The following is an 18,126-nucleotide window of genomic DNA, read 5'->3' as shown; positions in this document are numbered from 1 at the left end:
GTATGTCTTCTATGCTTAATGTCGTGATTCTCGCTGCCGGACTGGGCAAACGCATGCAGTCCGATCTGCCCAAGGTATTGCACACCCTGGCTGGCCGCCCCATGCTCAGTCACGTGCTCGACAGTGCCCGGCAGCTCGATCCGGCCCGCATCATCGTCGTCGTCGGCCACAGGGCCGAGCGTGTCGAGGCCGCCTATGCCGCCGAAGCGGGCCTGAGTTTTGCCCTGCAACGGCCTCAGCAGGGCACCGGACACGCCGTGCAGCAGGCCGTGCCGCAACTGGTCGATGGCGATGGCGCCGACGATGCGACGCTGGTGTTGTATGGCGATGTGCCGCTGGTGCAACCCGAGACGCTGCGCCGTTTGATGCAGGCGCGTGGCCAGGGTGTTGCCGTGCTGACCGAAGTGCTGGCCGATGCCACCGGCTATGGCCGTATCGTGCGAGACGCGCAAGGCCAGATCGCGCGCATCGTCGAGCATAAGGATGCCAGCGAGCAAGAGCGTGCCATCCAGGAGGTCAACACCGGCATCCTGATCGCGCCCACGGCCAAACTGAAAGACTGGCTTGCCCGCATCGACAACAAAAACGCTCAAGGCGAGTATTACCTGACGGACATCATCGGTCTGGCCGTCGCCGAGGGGGTGCCGGTGCACGCCGCGCATCCGGGCGCCAACTGGGAGACCCTGGGCGTGAACAGCCGCGTGCAGCAGGCCGAGCTGGAGCGCCGTTGGCAGCAGGAGTTGGCGCGCCGCCAGCTCGACGCCGGCGTGACGCTGGCCGACCCTGCCCGCTTCGATCAACGCGGCGCGCTGGAGTGCGGCCGTGATGTCTACATCGACGTCGGTTGCGTCTTCGAAGGCAAGGTGACCTTGGGCGATGGCGTGCGTGTGGGCCCGCATTGCGTCTTGCGTGACGTGCAGATCGCCGCAGGCACACAGATCGACGCCTTCAGCCATCTGCAACAGGCCAAGGTAGGCGCGGACGGCCGTCTCGGACCCTATGCCCGGCTGCGGCCGGGGGCCGATCTGGCGGCCGGGGTGCACGTCGGCAATTTTGTCGAGATCAAGAATGCGGTGTTGGGCGAAGGTAGCAAGGCCAATCATTTGGCCTATATCGGTGACGCCGATATCGGCGCGCGCGTCAACGTCGGCGCCGGCACCATCACCTGCAATTACGATGGCGTGAACAAACACCGCACTGTCATCGAAGACGATGTTTTCATCGGCTCGGACACTCAGCTCGTGGCGCCCGTACGCGTTGGCCGCGGCGCCACGTTGGGGGCGGGCACCACGCTCACGCGTGACGCGCCGGCCGATACACTGACGCTGTCGCGCACGCGCCAGACGACCGTGGCAGGCTGGAAGCGCCCAGTCAAGAAATCGTGACCGCGGGCACCTCCGCAAACGGCGCGCCGGGCAAGAGCGCGCCGGACGGCCTGCCCGTTCCGCGGCGCTACTACGCAGCCGCCACCGTGGTAGTGGGCATGAGCCTTTCGGTGCTCGATGCCACCATCGCCAATGTGGCGCTGCCCACCATCGCCGCTGATCTGAACGCACCGCCATCGGCGGCGGTATGGGTGCTCAACGCCTACAACCTGGCGGTGGTCACCATGCTGCTGCCGATGTCGGCGGTGGCCGAGCGCATCGGCTTTCGTCGCATGTTCACCATCGGGCTGACGCTGTTCACGTTGGCGTCGTTGGCCTGCGCCGTGTCCAGTACCTTGTTGCAGTTGAGTCTGGCGCGCATGGTGCAGGGTATAGGCGCGGCCACGCTGATGTGCATGTTTGGCGGCCTGGTGCGCAACATCTACCCCACGAGCTTGCTGGGCCGGGGTATCAGCATCAACGCCACGACGGTGGCCCTGATGTCGGTGTTGGGGCCGACCATAGGTTCTTTCATTCTGAGTGTGGCGGACTGGCGGTGGATTTTCGCCGTCAACCTGTCCATCGGCATTGTGCTGATGATGGGGCTGCGTTTTCTGCCTGAGGTGCAGCGCAATACCGCGCGCATGGATTATGTGTCGGCCGTGTTGTCCATGGTCACGCTGGGCTGTTTCATCTCCGGGGTGGACTCTCTGGCGCAGGACGTATTGCGCAGTCTGGGGCTGATCGCCGTGTCCGTGGTGTCGGGGCTGCTGCTCATCCGCCGCAGTTGGGGGCAGACATCGCCGTTGGTGCCCATTGATCTGCTGCGTATTCGTACGGTGGGTTTCGCCGTCATGGCATCGGCCAGCACTTTCGCGGCCCAGATGTCCTCCTATGTCGCATTGCCGTTTTACTTCCAGCATGTCCTGGGGCGGCCGCACCTGGAGGTCGGTTTGCTGATGGCGGCCTGGCCGCTGGGCACGGGGCTGATTGCGCCTGTGGCCGGCTTTCTGTCGGATCGGTATTCGGCCGCCGTGCTGTCATGCGCCGGGGCGGGCGCCATGGTGGTGGGCCTGTTGTGGTTGGTGTGTTCGCCGCTGGACGCTTCCAATCCACGCCTGATGGTGGGTATGTTCATCGCCGGCGTGGGTTTCGGGTTTTTCCAGACGCCGAACAATCGGGCCATGCTCGCAGGCGCGCCCCGCCATCGCAGCGGCGCGGCCGGCGGTCTGCAGGCCACCACACGGGTATTCGGCCAGAGTTTCGGCACGGCCCTGGTGGCCATTGCCTTTGGCCTGAGCGCTGCGCACGGCCCGACCCTGGGGCTGATCGCTGCGGCCGTTTGCGCCAGTCTGGCCATCGGCGTGAATTCGGTGCGTATCGCCAAGCGCATCGGCCAGCCCGAGCGCTAAGACGCCGCGCCCAGCTTCCGGTCGGCCGGCTTCTATAATGGCCGCCGGAAGTGCCTCCTTGGGAGGCGCGGAGATTTACGAGGCTGCGCGCATGAAAATCACGGTCATAGGAACCGGCTATGTGGGCTTGGTGTCGGGCGCCTGCCTGGCGGACATGGGCAATGAAGTCATGTGCCTGGACACCAACGCCGACAAGATCGCCCAGTTGCGCCTGGGCCATATTCCCATCTACGAGCCCGGCCTGGAAGAATTGGTCCGGCGCAATGTGGCCGGTGGGCGCCTGCACTTTACCGACGACGTCGCCCAGAGCGTGGCCTTTGGCAGCGTGCAATTCATCGCCGTGGGCACCCCGCCGGGGGAGGACGGCTCGGCCGATCTGCAGTACGTGTTGGCCGCGGCGCGCAACGTGGCGCGGCACATGACCGCACCCAAGGTTGTGGTCGACAAATCCACCGTGCCAGTGGGCACAGCGGACAAAGTGCGCGCCACCATGGCGCAAGAGCTGGCCAACCGTGGCGTGGACCTGTCTTTCTCCGTGGCGTCCAACCCTGAGTTTCTCAAGGAAGGCGCGGCCATCGCCGATTTCATGAGCCCGGACCGCATCATCGTCGGCGCCGATGACGCGCACGCCATCGATGTCATGCGCCGCATCTACGCCCCCTTTCAGCGCACCCATGAGCGCCTGATGGTCATGGACATCCGTTCGGCCGAGCTGGCCAAGTATGCGGCCAACGCCATGTTGGCCACGCGGATTTCCTTTATGAACGAAATGGCCAACCTGGCCGAGAAGCTCGGTGCCGACATCGAGCAGGTGCGCCGCGGCATCGGCGCGGATCCGCGTATCGGTTATCAGTTTCTCTATCCGGGTGTGGGCTATGGTGGCTCGTGCTTTCCGAAGGATGTGCAGGCCCTGGTGCGCACGGGCGCCGAGCATGGCGAGTCCATGCAGGTCATCCGGGCGGTCGAAGCGGCCAATGAGCGGCAGAAACTGCGCCTGGCCGAGAAAGTGCGGGCCATCTATGGCGATGATCTGGCTGGCCGGCGTTTTGCACTGTGGGGGTTGGCGTTCAAGCCCAACACGGACGACATGCGGGAGGCGCCCAGCCTGAGCATCATTGCCGATCTGACGCAGCGTGGCGCCCAGGTGCGTGCTTTCGATCCGGTGGCCATGGAGCAGGCGCGGCCGCTGCTGGCCGACAACCCGAACGTGACCCTGACGGCCGATATGTACGAGGCCCTCGATGGCGCCGATGGTCTGCTCATCGCCACCGAATGGAAGGTATTCCGCGCGCCCGACTTCGAGCGGGTCAAACGCCTGCTCACGCGTGCCCTCATCATCGATGGACGCAACCTTTGGGTACCCGCGGAGATGCGTGACCAAGGGTTTGAGTACCAGGGCATAGGCCGGGCATGAGGATTCTGCAGCTGAACTTCGAGAAAGGCTGGCGCGGCGGCGAACGGCAGACGCTTTATTGCATGCGTGCGTTTCGCAAGGCCGGGCATGAGGTCGAGATTCTCTGCCGTGAAGGTGGGCCTCTGCAAGCCCGTGCTCGCGCCGAAGGGTTCACGGCCCACGGCGTGCGTAATGTCCCCGGGCAACTGGTCTTTCTGGCTCGCCACGGGCGCAGCTTCGACCTGCTGCATTCCCAGACGGCCAATACCAATACCTGGGCCGTGCTGACCAAGCCTTTGCACGGCCGTCCGGTCGTGTTCTCCCGCCGCACTTCGTTCGTGGTCGAGCCCGGCGAAGAATGGAAAACCGGCTTCAAATGGCGGCATGTGGATCTGCTGGTCGCCATCAGCGAAATGGCCGCCAGCGAGCCGCGCCGCCTCGGCATCGAGCCGGTCATCATCCGCAGCGCCGTCGAGCCACATGTCATCGATGAGGCCAATGTGGCCAGCCTCGTGCAGGAGTACCGCCTGAGCGGCCGCAAGGTACTGGCCACCTCCGCTGCCCTCATCCGCGACAAGGATCCCGTGACGCTGGTGCGGGCCGTGGGCGAACTGGCGCGCCAGCGGCGTGATGTCGTGTTTCTGCATTTTGGTGCGGGCGGGGATCGCGAAGCCGAGGCGCGTGCCGAAGTCCAGAAGCTGGGCATCGGCGATGTCTATCTGTTTACGGGCTTTCGCAAGGGCGTCGAAGACTTCTACAGCATCATGGACGTCTTTGTCATGGCGTCGAGCGAAGAGGCGTTAGGCAGCAGTGTGCTGGATGCCTTTTTGCAGAAAGTGCCGGTGGTCTCCACCGATGCTGGGGGCCTGAAAGAAAGCCTGGCTGATGGCCGCGGAGTCTTGGTGGCCGTGGGCGACCACCAGGCCATGGCGGCCGGCATGGCGCGCTGCCTGGACGATTTGGCCTTTCGGGCCGAGGTCACGCAACGTGCCTACGATTACGTGCGCACCGAGCACGATGTCACGGAAATGGGCCGCCGCTACTTGGCGGAGTTCGAACGCCTGCGCCGCTGATCAGGCCGCCGGCGTGGCCGGCGGCAGCTCCACCCGGGTTTCGAACTTGGCCCGGTGTACAGAGAAAAACGTCCGCACATTGCGCACATTGGCATGCGCCGTGAAAGCACGATGGGCCAGGGCGTGATAGGCCGGCATGTCTCGCACCAGCACGATGACCACGAAGTCCGGGCCGGGCGAGACCCGGTAGCACTGCAGCACGGCAGGCTCGGCCAGCATCAAGTGCTCGAACTCATCCAGGCGTTCCGCTGCCTGGACATCCAGCGTAATCTCCACTATTGCCGTCAGCGAGCTGCCCAAACGGGTTGCATCTAAGAGCGCCACCTGGCGCGCGATGATGCCGGTGTCGGTCAGCCGCCGTACGCGACGCAGGCAGGTGGGTGGCGACGCGTGCACGCGCAGCGCCAACTCCTGATTGGTAAGTGCGCTATCGCGTTGCAGTTGTTCCAGGATGCGTCGGTCCAGATCATCCAGAACCGGCAATGCGGTCGTCGAGGGTGTCATTTCCTGGGTTTTCTGCATTTATTTTTCATAAACTTGCCAATAACGAAAGAATAGTTAATCACATATTTGTAAAAAAATAAACTTTCATAACAGTGAGAATATAGAAATCTAATTTCTTGATGCTGCGCGCACAATGCGCACACTATCTTTTAAGGAGCTACGCTCATGTGCGGTATTGTTGGCGCCGTCGCCCAGCGCGACATCACTCCGGTGCTGGTCGAAGGCCTGCGCCGTCTGGAATATCGCGGTTACGACTCCTGCGGTGTTGCCGTCTACATGGACGGGCATCTGCGCCGCACGCGCAGCACTCAGCGTGTTTCCGAGCTGGCCGAGCAAGTGGCCCAGGAAGGTTTAGCCGGCTTTACGGGCATCGCGCACACCCGCTGGGCTACCCATGGCGTGCCCGCGACCTATAACGCTCACCCGCACTTCTCGGCACTGGGCAAGGATGAGCCGCGCATCGCGCTGGTGCACAACGGCATCATCGAGAACTACGCCGAACTGCGCACCGAGCTGCAACAGGCCGGGTTTGTCTTTGAAAGCCAGACGGACACCGAAGTCATCGCGCATCTGGTCAATCACCTGTACAACGGCGACCTCTTCGACGCGGTGCAGCAGGCCGTCAAGCGCTTGCATGGCGCCTACGCCATCGCCGTGTTCTGCCGCGATGAACCGCACCGCGTGGTGGGCGCGCGCCAGGGCTCCCCCTTGGTCGTCGGCGTGGGCAAGGGCGAGAACTTCCTGGCTTCCGATGCGCTGGCGCTGGCCGGCACCACTGACCAGATCATCTATCTGGAAGACGGCGACGTCGTCGATCTGCAATTGGCCCGTGTCTGGATCACCGATCATGACGGCAAACAGGTCGAGCGCAAGGTCAACACCGTGCAAGTGCATACCGGCGCGGCCGAACTCGGCCCCTATCGGCACTTCATGCAAAAAGAAATCTTCGAGCAGCCGCGCGCCGTGGGCGACACCTTGCAGGACATCGAAAGCATCACCCCCGAGCTCTTTGGTGACGAGGCCTACAACGTCTTCAAGGACATCGATCGTCTGCTCATCCTGGCTTGCGGCACGAGCTACTATGCCGGCCTGACAGCCAAGTACTGGATCGAATCCATCGCCAAGATCCCGGTCGCCGTCGAGATCGCCAGCGAATACCGCTATCGCGACAGCGTGCCCAACCCCAAGACTCTGGTGGTGACCATTTCGCAGTCGGGCGAAACAGCAGACATCCTGGCCGCACTCAAGCACGCGCGCTCGCTGGGCATGCCCCACACCCTGACCATCTGCAACGTGGCCACCAGCGCCATGGTGCGCGAATGCGAGTTGGCCTATATCACCCGGGCGGGTGTCGAAATCGGCGTGGCCTCGACCAAGGCCTTCACCACCCAGCTCACCGCCCTCTTTCTGCTTACCCTGGCATTGGCGCAGACCCGCAGCCTGCTGACTGAACAGCAGCAAGCGGACTACCTCAAGGCCCTGCGCCACTTGCCGTCGGCCATCAGTTCGGTACTGGCGTTTGAGCCCCAGATCATGGCCTGGGCCGATCGCTTTGCCACCAAGGAAAACGCCTTGTTCCTCGGCCGGGGAATGCATTACCCCATCGCGCTGGAAGGCGCGCTCAAGCTCAAGGAGATCAGCTACATCCACGCCGAAGCCTACCCGGCGGGTGAACTCAAGCATGGCCCCCTGGCCCTGGTGACCGAGCACATGCCCGTGGTCACCATCGCGCCCAAGGACGCGTTGCTCGAGAAGCTGAAATCCAACATGCAGGAAGTCCGCGCACGCGGCGGCGAGCTCTACGTCTTTGCCGATGCCGACAGCAAGATCGTCAACGAAGAAGGCATGCACGTCATCCGCATGCCCGAATACTACGGCGTGCTGTCGCCGATCCTGCACACCATCCCGCTGCAGTTGCTCGCCTATCACACGGCCTGCGTACGCGGCACCGACGTCGACAAACCGCGCAACCTGGCCAAGAGCGTGACGGTGGAGTGAAGTTTTGGGTGGCTGGACGGATTTTGACAACGAGAAATAAAGTCGGTCGCGAGGTCAATAGCGCCGTTCTCCCGCCATTTGCTCTTTTCTTGTCGCAATCTCACTCGTAAAAGTAGATAAGGCCGCTCGCGCGGCCTTATTTACGTCGGGCATCAGGTGAACCACGGTGCCTTGGCGGCATGTGGTGCCGGGCGCGATTGTGAGGGCGGCGCCGGCATATGGCGCGGTCGGCTCGCTGATGGCTTTGCTGCTGTGGATTTATTACTCGGCGCAGATTTTCTTCTTCGGCGCGGTGGTGACGCGGCAGCGCGCGCTGCGGGCCCGGCGGGTTGAGGGCGAGGCTGCTGCGGCGGCCTCTGCCTGAGAGAAAACCTCATCTTTGGTTCAGAAACCGGGCGCGAGCGGGCCTTGTTGGTTTCTGAACCTGGGCAAGGTGCTAGTTTTAGAAAGTGCCGCGCAGGGTCAGCATGACGTTGCGCGGGTCACCATAGAAGCCACCGTTATTGGTGCCGACGTTGGTGAAGTAGCGCTTGTCGAAAATGTTGTTGACGTTGACCGACGCAGCCCAATTTTTGTTGATGCGGTAGCGCGCAAACGCGCTCCAGACGGCCCGGCCCGGGTTGTCAAAACGCACCGAGCCGGTGTCATAGCTGCCGCTTTCGGCATTGACGCCACCACCCAGCGTGAAGCGGTTCCATTCACCCGGGAGACGGTAGGTGCTCCACAGGCGCAGCATATGCTTGGGCGTGAAGCCGTTGAGCGTCTTGCCCTCGTTGTTCTGGTCCTGCAGATACTTGGTGGTGTTGAAGGTGTAGCCGGCAAAGAGGTTCCAGCCGGCCATGATTTCACCACTGATTTCGGCATCCACGCCCTGGCTGCGCACCTTGCCCGAGGCCACAGAGCAGTACCATCCCATATCGCATTCGGGATCGCTGCTGTAGTCGGTCTGGGCGCGGTTTTTCTGGTCAATGCGGAACAGGGCGATCGTGGTGTTGACCTTGCCGTCGAGCAACTCACCCTTCAAACCGATTTCGTAGTTGGAACCCAGGATGGGCTTCAACTGTGCACCGCCTTTGTCGCGTTCGCTTTGCGGCTTGAATATATCGGCGTAGCTGGCATACAGCGACCATTGCGGCGTCAGTTCGAAAATCAAACCGGCATAAGGCGTGAATTCGGCGGAAACGCGCTGTTTGTAAACCGAATCTTCGGTATAGCGGCCGGTGGTTTTGGTGTCCCAGACGATGTCATACCAGCTCATGCGGCCACCCAGAATCAGCCTCAACGGCTGGGCCAGTTGCAGGTGGGCGGCCGTGTAAACACCGTATTGCTCGCTCTTGCCGTCGCGGTGTTCGAGAGAGCTGTCGTCCATCTCTTCTGGCTGGGCTCGCGCAGATTGGGGATATTGAAAATATCGCCCACGTAGTAATTCGACAGGCCGCCGTAATCGGTGGCGATGGTGTTGCGAGCGTAGTTGGCGCCCACGAGCAGCTCATGCTGCAGACCAAAGGCGTCGATCTTGCCGATCAGGTTGGCGTCGATACCGCCGATTTTGATGTCATTGCGCGTGGTTTCAGCGTACATAGCGCCGAAGTTATTACTGGGGTCCACTTCGGCGACCGAACTGGCGAACTTCATGTTCAGGCGTTCACGCATATTGACCGCCGTGATCTTGCCCTGCCAGTTGTCATTGAAGCGGTGCGTCAGATCAAAGTAGGTGGTCTGCGTGGTGGAGTGGCGCTTGTTCCAGCTGGGCTCCATGGAGAACGAACGCACCACGTCGAGTGTTTTTCCATTGCTGTACGACGGAAGACCGCGCACATTGGGCGTGCCGTCAGTGACCTCATAGGCCAGACCCAGGCTGACCTGGGTCAGCGGCGTGATGTCGTACTCCAGCGTGCCGTAATAGGTCTGGTTGGTGCTGTTGACGTGGTCAATGAAGGAGCCGGCCTTCTCGACATCCACCACCGCACGTCCGCGCAGCGTGTCCTCTTCATTGAGCGTACCGCCGCCATCGAGCTGGGTGCCAAAGCGATTCCACATGCCGGCCGTGGTGGTGACACTGAAGCCCGGCTCGGCCAGCACACGCTTGCGCACGAAGTTGACGGCGCCGCTGGGCTCGCCGCCGCCTTGCAGCAAACCGGAGGCGCCGCGCAGCACTTCTACCCGGTCATAGATGGCTGTACCGCCGGTGTAATTGCTGGCGCGGCCGTAGGCGCCACGTTCTAGCGGAACACCGTCATACTGGTACCAGGTGTTGCGAAAGCCGCGCGAAAAAACATATTTGCCGAGCTGCGGGCTTTGCTGCAGTGTAATGCCGGTGGTGTTGGCCAGGGCGTCATAGATCGACGTCATGCCCTGCTCGTCCATCCGCTCACGCGTGACCACGCTGATGGCCTGCGGAATGTCTTTCAGCGATTGCGTGCCCTTGCCTATGGTGGTTACCAGCGAGGTATACGACTCCGTGCCTTCGGTGGTGGCGCTCAGCGACGTCAGGCCGGTGACCAGTACCGGTTCCAGCGTCACATCGCCACGCCCTACCGGATAGATGGTGACCAGGCCATCTTCGATCTCGGCACGCAAGCCCGAACCGGCCAGAAGGCGCTCAAAGGCTTCGCGTGCGGTGTAGCGGCCTTGCAGCGCCGGCGCCGATTTGGCGGCGATCAAGGTCGGCTGCACCATCAGCTCCAGCTTGGCCTGGCGGGCCAGCGCGTCCAGCGCCAGCGCCAGCGGTTGCGCCGGAATACTGATCTCGACGGTGTCCGCGGATTGGGCTTGAACCGTGGCAGCGCCAAACAGCAAGGCGATGCTGACGGCCAAGGGAGCTGGCCGGATGCGGAAGCGGGACATGCGTGGGTCTCCTGAAAGTAGATTAAGAATCCTTCTCAAGTAGACGCAGCAGGTCTGCGTAACCCAACCCTGTTTCGAAAAAAATTTCAGCGTCACGACAAAACACGTAAAAGAAGCAGCAACAGCGCGGCGCCGGCGGCCCACGCCATTACCCATATCCAGGCCCGCAACGCCGTCGCCACGCGGAACACCGGCAGCACCAGCAGGGCATAAATAGCAAAGGCCAGCAGACTGCTCGCCAGTACACTGGTGGCGGGAGCGATCGAGCGCGACAACAGCAAGGCCAGCGCCGAGGTGATCAAGGCAGTGGCGCTATATCCGCCCACAATGGCCGCCAGCGTGCGGCTCAGGACGCCCAGCCGATAAGAGGTGTCGGTCTTCATGAGGTGCTGCGCCGCAGTCGCAAAGCAAGGCCGCCCAGAACCACGGCGAAGGCCAGCGAGATCAACTCAACAGCAGCCCGCTGGCCGTCGCCCCCCGCCAGATACAGACCCAGATGCTGACCGGTGCTGACGTAGTTCAAGAGCGGCAAGCCCAGACAAAGCACGGCCGTCAGCGACAACTGTTCGTGCCAGACACGTTCTGCAGGCCTGCAGAGGGCGTGCAGCAAGGCCGCCAGCCATACCAGCAGAAAGACTCTAATCTCCCAATCGGCGCGCCCGGGCAGCGAGGCCGGAATCAAGCGATTGGCATAAAAGTAAGCGATGCTGGCCAAGCAGATGCCCGCCATGGTGGCGGCATTTAGGGCTGCCGTCAGGCGATAAAAACGCGGCGTGGCTGGACCAAACTCATGCTGGCTTTTGCGGGCTCGCTTGCTGAGAAACATTACATTGCCGCAAGCCAGCATCAGGGTACCCAGCAGGTCCGACAGAAAGTACAGCCACTTCAAGCCCCAGCCGGCAAAGCGCGTCAGATGCAAAGACTCCATCACGCCATGGACGGCCTCGGCATGCATGGGGTCATGTGGGGTGTTCAGTTTGACCAACTGGCCACCGGCAAAACTGGCGATGGCCATGGGGTTGCCCAGCGTCAGTGCGGGCTTGCCGGGGTCCACCGTGCCAAAGACTCTGACCCGGTCCGGAAACTCGATCAGCACCATGCTTGCACGTTGTCGTGTCAGCGACTCAGTGCCTGCCACCATGGCAGGCAGGCCGTCAAAACGCGGGCCGCTGGCCGGCGCATCGCCATGCAGCGCCGCCTGATAGCGCGAGTACCCGTAATCGCCAAACAGGGTTTGCAGCGGCCACGGCATATAGCTCAGGTAAAACACGGCCAGCCCGGTGTAGACGATCATGAAGAGAAACGGCAGGGTCAGCACGGCGCTGACGTTGTGCGCATCCATCCAGGTACGCAGGCCTTTGCCTGGCCGGAACAGAAAGAAATCCTGAAAGATCCGCCGGTGAATGATGACGCCGGTCAGCAGCGCCACCAGCATGCCTATGGACACCAGGCCGACCAGCCAATAGCCCAGCACCGGCAGATGCAGCGTGTAGTGAAAAGACATAAAGTGACGGCCACCCTGCGTATCGCGCCCCCATGGCTGCGGCAGCACCTCGCCATTGCCCGGATGCAGCTTGAGCTCTTCTACACCACCGCGACCCGCCCAGGCCACCGTCATGGCTCCGCCTTCGTGCGCCGGTAATTCGATTCGCCAGAAGCGCGCGCCGCTGCCCGCGGATTCGAGATAGCGCAGCGCCAGCTCCAGTGGCGTCAGGTGGACGGACGCCACGGCCGGCAGCGTGGGTTCGGCCGTCATCCAGCGCGTAATCGGTTCGCGGAACACACTCAGAGTACCGGTGAAGAAAATGGCGCACAGCAGCCAGCCGCAGAACAGGCCTGTCCAGGTGTGCAGCCATGACATGGCGGGGCGCAGTGCTGGCTTCATGGCGCGAGGACGGGCGCGGGCAGCGCTGAATGTGACAAAGAAACTCCGGAAAACTCATGGCCTACTGAGTAGACGCACGAGGCCGGAAAATCCCAACCCTGGTTCAGGAAAGCGGGGCGATCTCCATGACGTCACCCTGCGGCAGCAACTGCACCGGCAGAACCTTGGGCAGATTGCGTTTGAAATTGCCGAGGTTGCGCGGGTCAAAGGTGCCGGTCAGCCGCAGGGCGCCAACCGCTGCATTGCGCACGTGCAAACCGGTCGCGCCGTAGCGCTCAAACTCGGCCAGCGCCTGCGAAAGTGGCGTGTTATTGAATGAGACCATGCCGTCGCGCCACGGGGCGATACCGGCTGATGCCACGGGCGTCACCGGCGCCATGTCGCCATCGGCGGAGGCGCTCAATTGCTGGCCCGGTGTCAGCACTTCTGCTGCGGCAAAATAGGCACCCCAGCCTTCGGCACGCGCCACCTTGACCTTGCCTTCGTCTACCGCCACACGCACGCCATCGTCGCCGGGCACGCCCACGGTGTGGCGCACCGAGAAGCGGGTGCCGACGACGGTGATCTTCAAAGGGCCGGCCAGCACATCGAAGGGCCGCGTGGCGTCGCCCTGCACCTGAAACACGGCCTGGCCGTCCGGAATGCTGACAACGCGCCGTTTCTCATACAGTTTGACCTCGACCCGGGTCGCCGTATCCAGACGCAGCAAGCTGCCATCAGGCAGCGTCACATCGCGCTGTTCGCCGCGCGCGGTGACAAAGGTCTCGGCATACAGCGCGGGCGGCGTATGCCATTGTGACCAGGCCAGATACGCCATGCCGCCCACCATCAGCGCGCTGATGGCGGGCGTCCAGCGGCTCAGTGCCGCCAGCCAGAAAGCCCGGCCGCGAGCTCGTGGTTTATCGGCCTGGCGCTTGTCGGCCGCCAATTGCCGCCGCAGCCCGTCTACGCCGGCGCTGGGCAGGGCGTCCAGTTGCGACCACTCCCGGGTCCAGCGCTCATAGGCCTGACGGTGCGCGGGATCCGCATCCAACCATGCACGCAGCTCGGCCGTGGGCTGCTCGCCGCAACGCACGAACCAATCCAGCGCCTCGGCATCGAGATCGCGGCGGTCAGGGTTGGAAAGTGGCGTCATGCGGCAGCTCGCTTGGCAACAGCGGAGAAAACAGGCCGCAGTATCGTGGATTTCTGCCGGCGGTGCAGAGACATCATCGCGCACCCTTGGCCGCATCGCCTTCATGGCAACGGCGGCAGACCAGCATGGCGGTCTTGATATGGCGTTCGACCATGGTCAGCGAGATACCCATCTGCCGGGCTACCTCGGCCTGTGGCAGAGCATCGAATTTATGCAGAATGAAGGCCTCGCGGCAACGCAGCGGCAGGCTGCCGATGACATTGAGCAGCGCCTCGGTATTCTGCGCCGAGATGGCGGCCGTCTCGGGTTCAAGAGCTTCAGGCGCGGTCAGAAAGGGTTGCAAGGACGGCTGCAAGGCTTCATCGTCGTCCAGCGCCACGGTTTGCCCGCGCACGCTGTCGCGCCGGTGCTGGTCTATCACCAGATTGCGTGCGGTGCGGTAGAGCAAGGCGCGTGGCTCGGCCACCGCCTGGCCGGATTGCTGCACCGCCAGCACGCGCGCATAGCTCTCCTGCGCCAGATCTGCCGCGACATCGCTGTCGTTGACGGACCGGTGCAAAAACTTGAGCAGTTCACGGTAATAGCGGACAACCACAGCGGCCTTGGCATCGAAGCCGGTGTGCGTCACCGGACGGCGGCGAGTATATACGCAAATGAGAATCATGCTCAAATTCGCCGGAGGCCACTGTTGCAGCCGACAGACAGCGCCCTCTTCCCCCGGGAGTGGCCCACATCCCCCGCCCTATAAAAGCTCCGGCGGCCTGCGCCGCATTCTGAACGTCCCGCGCTACTGCTGGCAGGACCTGAAAGCCGCCGTCAAATAGGAAGCCGCTTTCCACCAGGAGCTCGCGCTGGCGAGCGTTCTAGCGACGGATGGTCCTGGGCAGAGCATCGGGAAGAAAGTTCGCCTTCTCGATCGGAGGAGGTACAGCGGTAATCTCCAGACGCGGATGACTTGCTTTGTTCCATAACCTATGACGGCGCCACAGCTATATCGGTCAGGTTTCTCCGGCAGAGTTCGAACGGCGCTACGTTTTGATGAACGGGACTGTCTAAGAAACCCGGGGCGATGCATCCTGTTCTCGGTGTTATTTTCGTATCACCCGTTTTCACGTAGCGCGTAATTCACTGGGGCCGCCGAGGCGGCTCCTTTTCTTTGCTTGCACATGTCGGCAGCGAGGAGCCCGCGCCGTTGCGATAGGCTTTCGGTGCCGCGCTACGAATGCAATAGTTCGAGAAAATGCGCGACGGCGCCGCTGGTTGGGCGGTCTGCCCGCACAACCGAGCCATAAGAGGCAAGCTTGTGCCGAAGCGGGCAAGGCAGTACATGAAGCAGGCCATGCTCTTCGTGTCGTGCCGCGACCACCGAGGAGATGACGGCAATCATCTGCGACTTCGCAATGAGGTCGGTGGTGGTGAGTACCGAAGCGGTTTCCACCAGGCCCGGCGGCAAAGGCATGTGGTAGGCCCGGAATTCTTGTTCGATCACGTCGCGCATCGGGCTGCCAAGGGGCTGAAGCACCCAGGGATAGGCTTGCAGCTCGGCAAACTCCACCTTGCGGCGACCCGCCAGGGGGTGCCGTGTCGATACGATGAGCGATAGCTCCTCTTCAGCAATGGCTCGGAAGACGTAATGCCTTCCTGCGTTAGTGGGTACGCGACCGATCGCCAGGTCGAGCCGTCCTTCATCCAGCATCTCCATTAGGCGATCGCTGGTTCCAATATCAATCGTGATCTCGAGCATCGGAAACCGCTCTTTGGTCCGCACCAAGGTGTCGGTCAGGTGAGCGGGTGACGCTGCCATGATGCTGCCCAAGCGCAAGCGGCCCGAGCCTCCGCGCTTGATTTCGTAGAGTTCGCGGCTCAACGACTCCATTGTTCCCTGGACACCGCGGAAGTACGCCGTCGCGCGCGTGCCGGCCGGTGTGGCTCGCAACCCTCTTCCAATGCGTTCGAAAAGTGGCTGGCCGAGCGTGTCCTCGAGCTCGTGGAGCATCTTTGTCGCTGCGGGCTGCGACAGCCCCAACGCGAGAGCGGCCGCGCGCAGTGTGAGCTTTTCGTCGATGGCAAGCAGCAAAGCCACCTGGCGCATCCGCAGGCGGTTCAACAACTGTGGCACGGGTGAGTTGTTCATGGGGCTCCAGCTTCGAATTGATAACTTCTAGATATAAAAGCATCAAACATTTTCAGTATACGGCGATCAATCGTCCACCTACCATGCACCGCATAGGAGACGACATGAATAGCACCACAACTTCAAATCGCAGCCGTTCGGACATGCCGGTCGTGGCGGTAACGTTAGGGGACGCGGCCGGGATCGGCGCCGAATTGGTCGTCAAGCTGCTTGCCAAGCCTGAGACCACGCAACTCGCTAACGTCGTTTTGATCGGGGATTACTGGCTTTGGGAGGAAGGCAACCGCATCGCCGGGACGCCCCTTCCTGAAACCGAGTTGATCTCAAGCCTGGACAACGTCCGAGCGAGATCAGATACGAGCCGTGCGGCTTTTCTCGCCATGGACACGCTGGAGCAAGAAACCGTTGTCCGCAGCAAGGCTCAGCCAGCATGTGGACAGTCGGTCCTGCGCATTCTTGACCGATGTATGGACGCAGCGCTTGCCGGAAGTATCGATGCCATCTGTTTTGCTCCGTTGAACAAGCAAGCTATGAAGCTTGGCGGCATGCAGCATGAAGACGAGCTGCACGATTTTGCGGCGTACCTCGGTGTATCGGGCTACTTCTGTGAATTCAACACCTTGGGCGACCTCTGGACTTCCCGTATCTCTTCGCATGTTCCGCTCAAGGACGTCGCCGGATACCTCGGTGTGGAGCGCATCGAGCAGGCAGCAGAGCTTATCTATCGATCGTTGTTGCGTAGCGGCGTGCCGGCACCGAAGATTGCGATCGCCGCCTTCAATCCCCATGGGGGCGATGGCGGCCTGTGCGGCCGCGAGGAAGTCGAGATCATCGAACCCGCGGTCAAGGCTCTCCAGGCGCGGCAGTGGCCAACCGCCTCGCCCTTTCATGGCCCGTTTCCGGCCGACACCATCTTTCTCAAGGCTGTCGCGGGCGAGTATCAGGCGGTCGTGACGATGTACCACGACCAAGGGCAGATCGCGATCAAGCTGTTGGGCTTCTCGCGAGGCGTCACCGTTCAGGGCGGTTTGCCTATACCGATCACGACACCCGCGCATGGGACCGCTTTCGACATAGCAGGCAAGGGAACGGCCAACGTCGAGGCAACGTGGCAAGCCTTTCAGCTCGCCTGCCGCATGGGTGGGTCGGCCCGCGCCGATGCTCTTCTTGCCGCCTGAAGCAATCACCTTCAAACCGAAGAGACAACATGAAGATCAAATCCGTTCGTGCGCGCGTTTTTCAGTGGAAGGGAAAAACGGTTCCGCCGCAAGGCAACTTTTGCTCCAACGCGATGGACCTGCTCTACGCTCCGCAGGAGTCAATGAGCACGTTCCGGTTCCATTCCTGGACGGTCGTCGAAATCGAAACCGACGATGGCATCGTTGGTCTGGGAAATGTGGCGCTTGCCCCGGCCATCGCCAAAGCCATCATCGACCAGTACCTCGCCCCGCTTGTCATCGGCCATGATCCTTGGGATTACGAATACTTGTGGCAACGCATGTACCGCGCCACGCACGCATGGGGACGCAAGGGCGTCACGATGGCCGCCATCTCGGCCGTCGATCTGGCGATCTGGGACATCCTGGGCAAGAGCGTTGGAAAACCGGTCTTTAAACTGCTAGGCGGACGAACGAAAGAGAAGATCCCTTGCTATTACTCCAAGCTGTATCGGACAGACCTCAAGGAGATGCAGGACGAGGCTCAGCGGTTCCTTGACCAAGGCTTCACTGCCTTCAAGATGCGATTCGGTTACGGTTCTGCGCACCTTCAGCATGGCGTGAGCGAGAACCTGAAGTCCGTACAAGCCATACGGGAAGTGATCGGTTACGACAACGATCTGATGCTCGAATGCTACATGGGTTGGAATCTCGAGTACGCCAAACGCATGTTGCCCAAGCTCGAAAAATACGAACCCCGTTGGCTTGAAGAGCCCGTCATTGCCGATGACATTGACGGTTATGCCGAGCTCAACCAACTGGGCAGTATCCCGATTTCAGGCGGTGAGCACGAATTCAGCCTCTACGGATTCAAGCAGTTGCTGGATCGCCGCGCGGTAAGCGTCGTGCAGTACGACACCAATCGCGTGGGAGGGATCACTGCCGCGCATAAGATCAACGCGCTGTGCGAAGCCTACTCGGTACCGGTCATCCCCCACGCAGGGCAGATGCACAACTACCACCTGACCATGAGCACGCTCGCCTCGCCCATGAGCGAGTACTTCCCGATGCATGACGTGGAGGTCGGAAACGAACTCTTCTACTACATCTTCGAAGGTGAGCCGGTCGCTGAAGGAGGGTTTGTTCAGTTGCGCGACGATGTCCCGGGGCTTTGCCTGACGCTTAACGAGAAATATCTCGACCAATTCAACATCATCGGATGAC

At 62.0% G+C, this 18,126-nt stretch carries 15 protein-coding genes and 2 pseudogenes; 9 read left to right on the top strand and 8 right to left on the bottom strand.

Features of this window, described 5'->3' with window-relative positions:
- Nucleotides 1–11 precede the first annotated feature (11 nt).
- The 4 genes from glmU (at nucleotide 12) to LK440_RS15560 (ending at nucleotide 5,242) form a co-directional block, all read left to right on the top strand.
- On the top strand, nucleotides 12–1,385 hold the full coding sequence (gene glmU / locus LK440_RS15575; protein WP_005017671.1) for a bifunctional UDP-N-acetylglucosamine diphosphorylase/glucosamine-1-phosphate N-acetyltransferase GlmU: 1,374 nt from the start codon (nucleotides 12–14) through the stop codon (nucleotides 1,383–1,385).
- Nucleotides 1,382–2,776, top strand: a complete 1,395-nt coding sequence (locus LK440_RS15570) for an MFS transporter (RefSeq protein ID WP_005017673.1) — start codon at nucleotides 1,382–1,384, stop codon at nucleotides 2,774–2,776. Before glmU ends, LK440_RS15570 begins: the two co-directional genes overlap by 4 nt.
- Before the next feature lie 91 nt (nucleotides 2,777–2,867).
- Nucleotides 2,868–4,190: a UDP-glucose dehydrogenase family protein gene (locus tag LK440_RS15565; protein ID WP_005017677.1), complete on the top strand. Its 1,323-nt coding sequence runs from the start codon at nucleotides 2,868–2,870 to the stop codon at nucleotides 4,188–4,190.
- Nucleotides 4,187–5,242 carry a glycosyltransferase family 4 protein gene (locus tag LK440_RS15560; protein WP_005017679.1) on the top strand — a complete coding sequence of 352 codons (1,056 nt, stop codon included), beginning with the start codon at nucleotides 4,187–4,189 and terminating at the stop codon, nucleotides 5,240–5,242. The genes LK440_RS15565 and LK440_RS15560 overlap by 4 nt, the downstream gene beginning before the upstream one ends.
- On the opposite strand, the gene LK440_RS15555 is transcribed toward LK440_RS15560, so the two are convergent.
- The gene (locus tag LK440_RS15555; RefSeq protein WP_005017681.1) at nucleotides 5,243–5,764 is read right to left on the bottom strand and encodes an Lrp/AsnC family transcriptional regulator; all 522 of its coding nucleotides are present in this window, start codon (nucleotides 5,762–5,764) and stop codon (nucleotides 5,243–5,245) included.
- Nucleotides 5,765–5,911: 147 nt separating this feature from the next.
- On the opposite strand from LK440_RS15555, the gene glmS reads away from it, so the two are divergent.
- Both glmS and LK440_RS17990 read left to right on the top strand, forming a co-directional pair.
- Nucleotides 5,912–7,744, top strand: coding sequence for a glutamine--fructose-6-phosphate transaminase (isomerizing) (glmS, locus tag LK440_RS15550; RefSeq protein ID WP_005017701.1), 1,833 nt, complete (start codon nucleotides 5,912–5,914; stop codon nucleotides 7,742–7,744).
- Between the two features lie 166 nt (nucleotides 7,745–7,910).
- A pseudogene (locus tag LK440_RS17990) lies at nucleotides 7,911–8,108 on the top strand (hypothetical protein); the annotation flags it as partial.
- Between the two features lie 78 nt (nucleotides 8,109–8,186).
- On the opposite strand, the gene LK440_RS15540 reads toward LK440_RS17990, so the two are convergent.
- The 6 genes from LK440_RS15540 to LK440_RS15515 form a co-directional block, all read right to left on the bottom strand.
- Nucleotides 8,187–9,113 carry a TonB-dependent siderophore receptor gene (locus LK440_RS15540; RefSeq protein WP_227944742.1) on the bottom strand — a complete coding sequence of 309 codons (927 nt, stop codon included), beginning with the start codon at nucleotides 9,111–9,113 and terminating at the stop codon, nucleotides 8,187–8,189.
- Nucleotides 9,023–10,591: a TonB-dependent siderophore receptor gene (locus LK440_RS15535; protein ID WP_227944741.1), complete on the bottom strand. Its 1,569-nt coding sequence runs from the start codon at nucleotides 10,589–10,591 to the stop codon at nucleotides 9,023–9,025. The genes LK440_RS15540 and LK440_RS15535 overlap by 91 nt, the downstream gene beginning before the upstream one ends.
- A 92-nt stretch (nucleotides 10,592–10,683) precedes the next feature.
- Complete coding sequence (locus LK440_RS15530) at nucleotides 10,684–10,974, bottom strand: hypothetical protein (protein WP_005017706.1); 291 nt, start codon at nucleotides 10,972–10,974, stop codon at nucleotides 10,684–10,686.
- A complete protein-coding gene (locus LK440_RS15525; RefSeq protein ID WP_005017709.1) occupies nucleotides 10,971–12,452 on the bottom strand; it encodes a PepSY-associated TM helix domain-containing protein in 1,482 nt (493 codons plus the stop codon). Before LK440_RS15525 ends, LK440_RS15530 begins: the two co-directional genes overlap by 4 nt.
- Nucleotides 12,453–12,579: 127 nt before the next feature.
- Nucleotides 12,580–13,611, bottom strand: coding sequence for a FecR family protein (locus LK440_RS15520; protein WP_005017711.1), 1,032 nt, complete (start codon nucleotides 13,609–13,611; stop codon nucleotides 12,580–12,582).
- 73 nt (nucleotides 13,612–13,684) lie between these two features.
- Nucleotides 13,685–14,275, bottom strand: a complete 591-nt coding sequence (locus LK440_RS15515; RefSeq protein ID WP_005017713.1) for a sigma-70 family RNA polymerase sigma factor — start codon at nucleotides 14,273–14,275, stop codon at nucleotides 13,685–13,687.
- Between the two features lie 64 nt (nucleotides 14,276–14,339).
- Here LK440_RS15515 and LK440_RS18140 point away from each other — a divergent pair.
- A pseudogene (locus LK440_RS18140) lies at nucleotides 14,340–14,432 on the top strand (diacylglycerol kinase); the annotation flags it as partial.
- A gap of 395 nt (nucleotides 14,433–14,827) precedes the next feature.
- Here the strand turns inward: LK440_RS18140 and LK440_RS15510 are convergent.
- Entirely contained in the window at nucleotides 14,828–15,745 is a 918-nt protein-coding gene (locus LK440_RS15510; RefSeq protein WP_005017721.1) for a LysR family transcriptional regulator, read from the bottom strand.
- A 143-nt stretch (nucleotides 15,746–15,888) separates the two neighbouring features.
- Here LK440_RS15510 and LK440_RS15505 point away from each other — a divergent pair, with 143 nt between their 5' ends.
- Together LK440_RS15505 and LK440_RS15500 are read left to right on the top strand one after the other, a co-directional pair.
- The gene (locus LK440_RS15505; protein ID WP_005017725.1) at nucleotides 15,889–16,923 is read left to right on the top strand and encodes a 4-hydroxythreonine-4-phosphate dehydrogenase PdxA; all 1,035 of its coding nucleotides are present in this window, start codon (nucleotides 15,889–15,891) and stop codon (nucleotides 16,921–16,923) included.
- Nucleotides 16,924–16,952: 29 nt separating this feature from the next.
- On the top strand, nucleotides 16,953–18,125 hold the full coding sequence (locus LK440_RS15500; RefSeq protein WP_005017728.1) for an L-rhamnonate dehydratase: 1,173 nt from the start codon (nucleotides 16,953–16,955) through the stop codon (nucleotides 18,123–18,125).
- Nucleotide 18,126: the final 1 nt, after the last annotated feature.

This window comes from Bordetella holmesii, assembly GCF_020735985.1.
GTDB classification, from domain to species: domain Bacteria; phylum Pseudomonadota; class Gammaproteobacteria; order Burkholderiales; family Burkholderiaceae_B; genus Bordetella; species Bordetella holmesii.
This window is presented reverse-complemented; position numbering and strand designations above follow the sequence as displayed.

What these genes read in the sequence shown, in the direction of transcription:
- glmU (WP_005017671.1), top strand. Translation starts at nt 12, where the DNA reads ATGCTTAATGTCGTGATTCTCGCTGCCGGACTGGGCAAACGCATGCAG.
- LK440_RS15565 (WP_005017677.1), top strand. Translation starts at nt 2,868, where the DNA reads ATGAAAATCACGGTCATAGGAACCGGCTATGTGGGCTTGGTGTCGGGC.
- LK440_RS15560 (WP_005017679.1), top strand. Translation starts at nt 4,187, where the DNA reads ATGAGGATTCTGCAGCTGAACTTCGAGAAAGGCTGGCGCGGCGGCGAA.
- LK440_RS15555 (WP_005017681.1), bottom strand. Translation starts at nt 5,764, where the DNA reads ATGCAGAAAACCCAGGAAATGACACCCTCGACGACCGCATTGCCGGTT.
- glmS (WP_005017701.1), top strand. Translation starts at nt 5,912, where the DNA reads ATGTGCGGTATTGTTGGCGCCGTCGCCCAGCGCGACATCACTCCGGTG.
- LK440_RS15540 (WP_227944742.1), bottom strand. Translation starts at nt 9,113, where the DNA reads ATGGACGACAGCTCTCTCGAACACCGCGACGGCAAGAGCGAGCAATAC.
- LK440_RS15535 (WP_227944741.1), bottom strand. Translation starts at nt 10,591, where the DNA reads ATGTCCCGCTTCCGCATCCGGCCAGCTCCCTTGGCCGTCAGCATCGCC.
- LK440_RS15530 (WP_005017706.1), bottom strand. Translation starts at nt 10,974, where the DNA reads ATGAAGACCGACACCTCTTATCGGCTGGGCGTCCTGAGCCGCACGCTG.
- LK440_RS15525 (WP_005017709.1), bottom strand. Translation starts at nt 12,452, where the DNA reads ATGTCATGGCTGCACACCTGGACAGGCCTGTTCTGCGGCTGGCTGCTG.
- LK440_RS15520 (WP_005017711.1), bottom strand. Translation starts at nt 13,611, where the DNA reads ATGACGCCACTTTCCAACCCTGACCGCCGCGATCTCGATGCCGAGGCG.
- LK440_RS15515 (WP_005017713.1), bottom strand. Translation starts at nt 14,275, where the DNA reads ATGATTCTCATTTGCGTATATACTCGCCGCCGTCCGGTGACGCACACC.
- LK440_RS15510 (WP_005017721.1), bottom strand. Translation starts at nt 15,745, where the DNA reads ATGAACAACTCACCCGTGCCACAGTTGTTGAACCGCCTGCGGATGCGC.
- LK440_RS15505 (WP_005017725.1), top strand. Translation starts at nt 15,889, where the DNA reads ATGCCGGTCGTGGCGGTAACGTTAGGGGACGCGGCCGGGATCGGCGCC.
- LK440_RS15500 (WP_005017728.1), top strand. Translation starts at nt 16,953, where the DNA reads ATGAAGATCAAATCCGTTCGTGCGCGCGTTTTTCAGTGGAAGGGAAAA.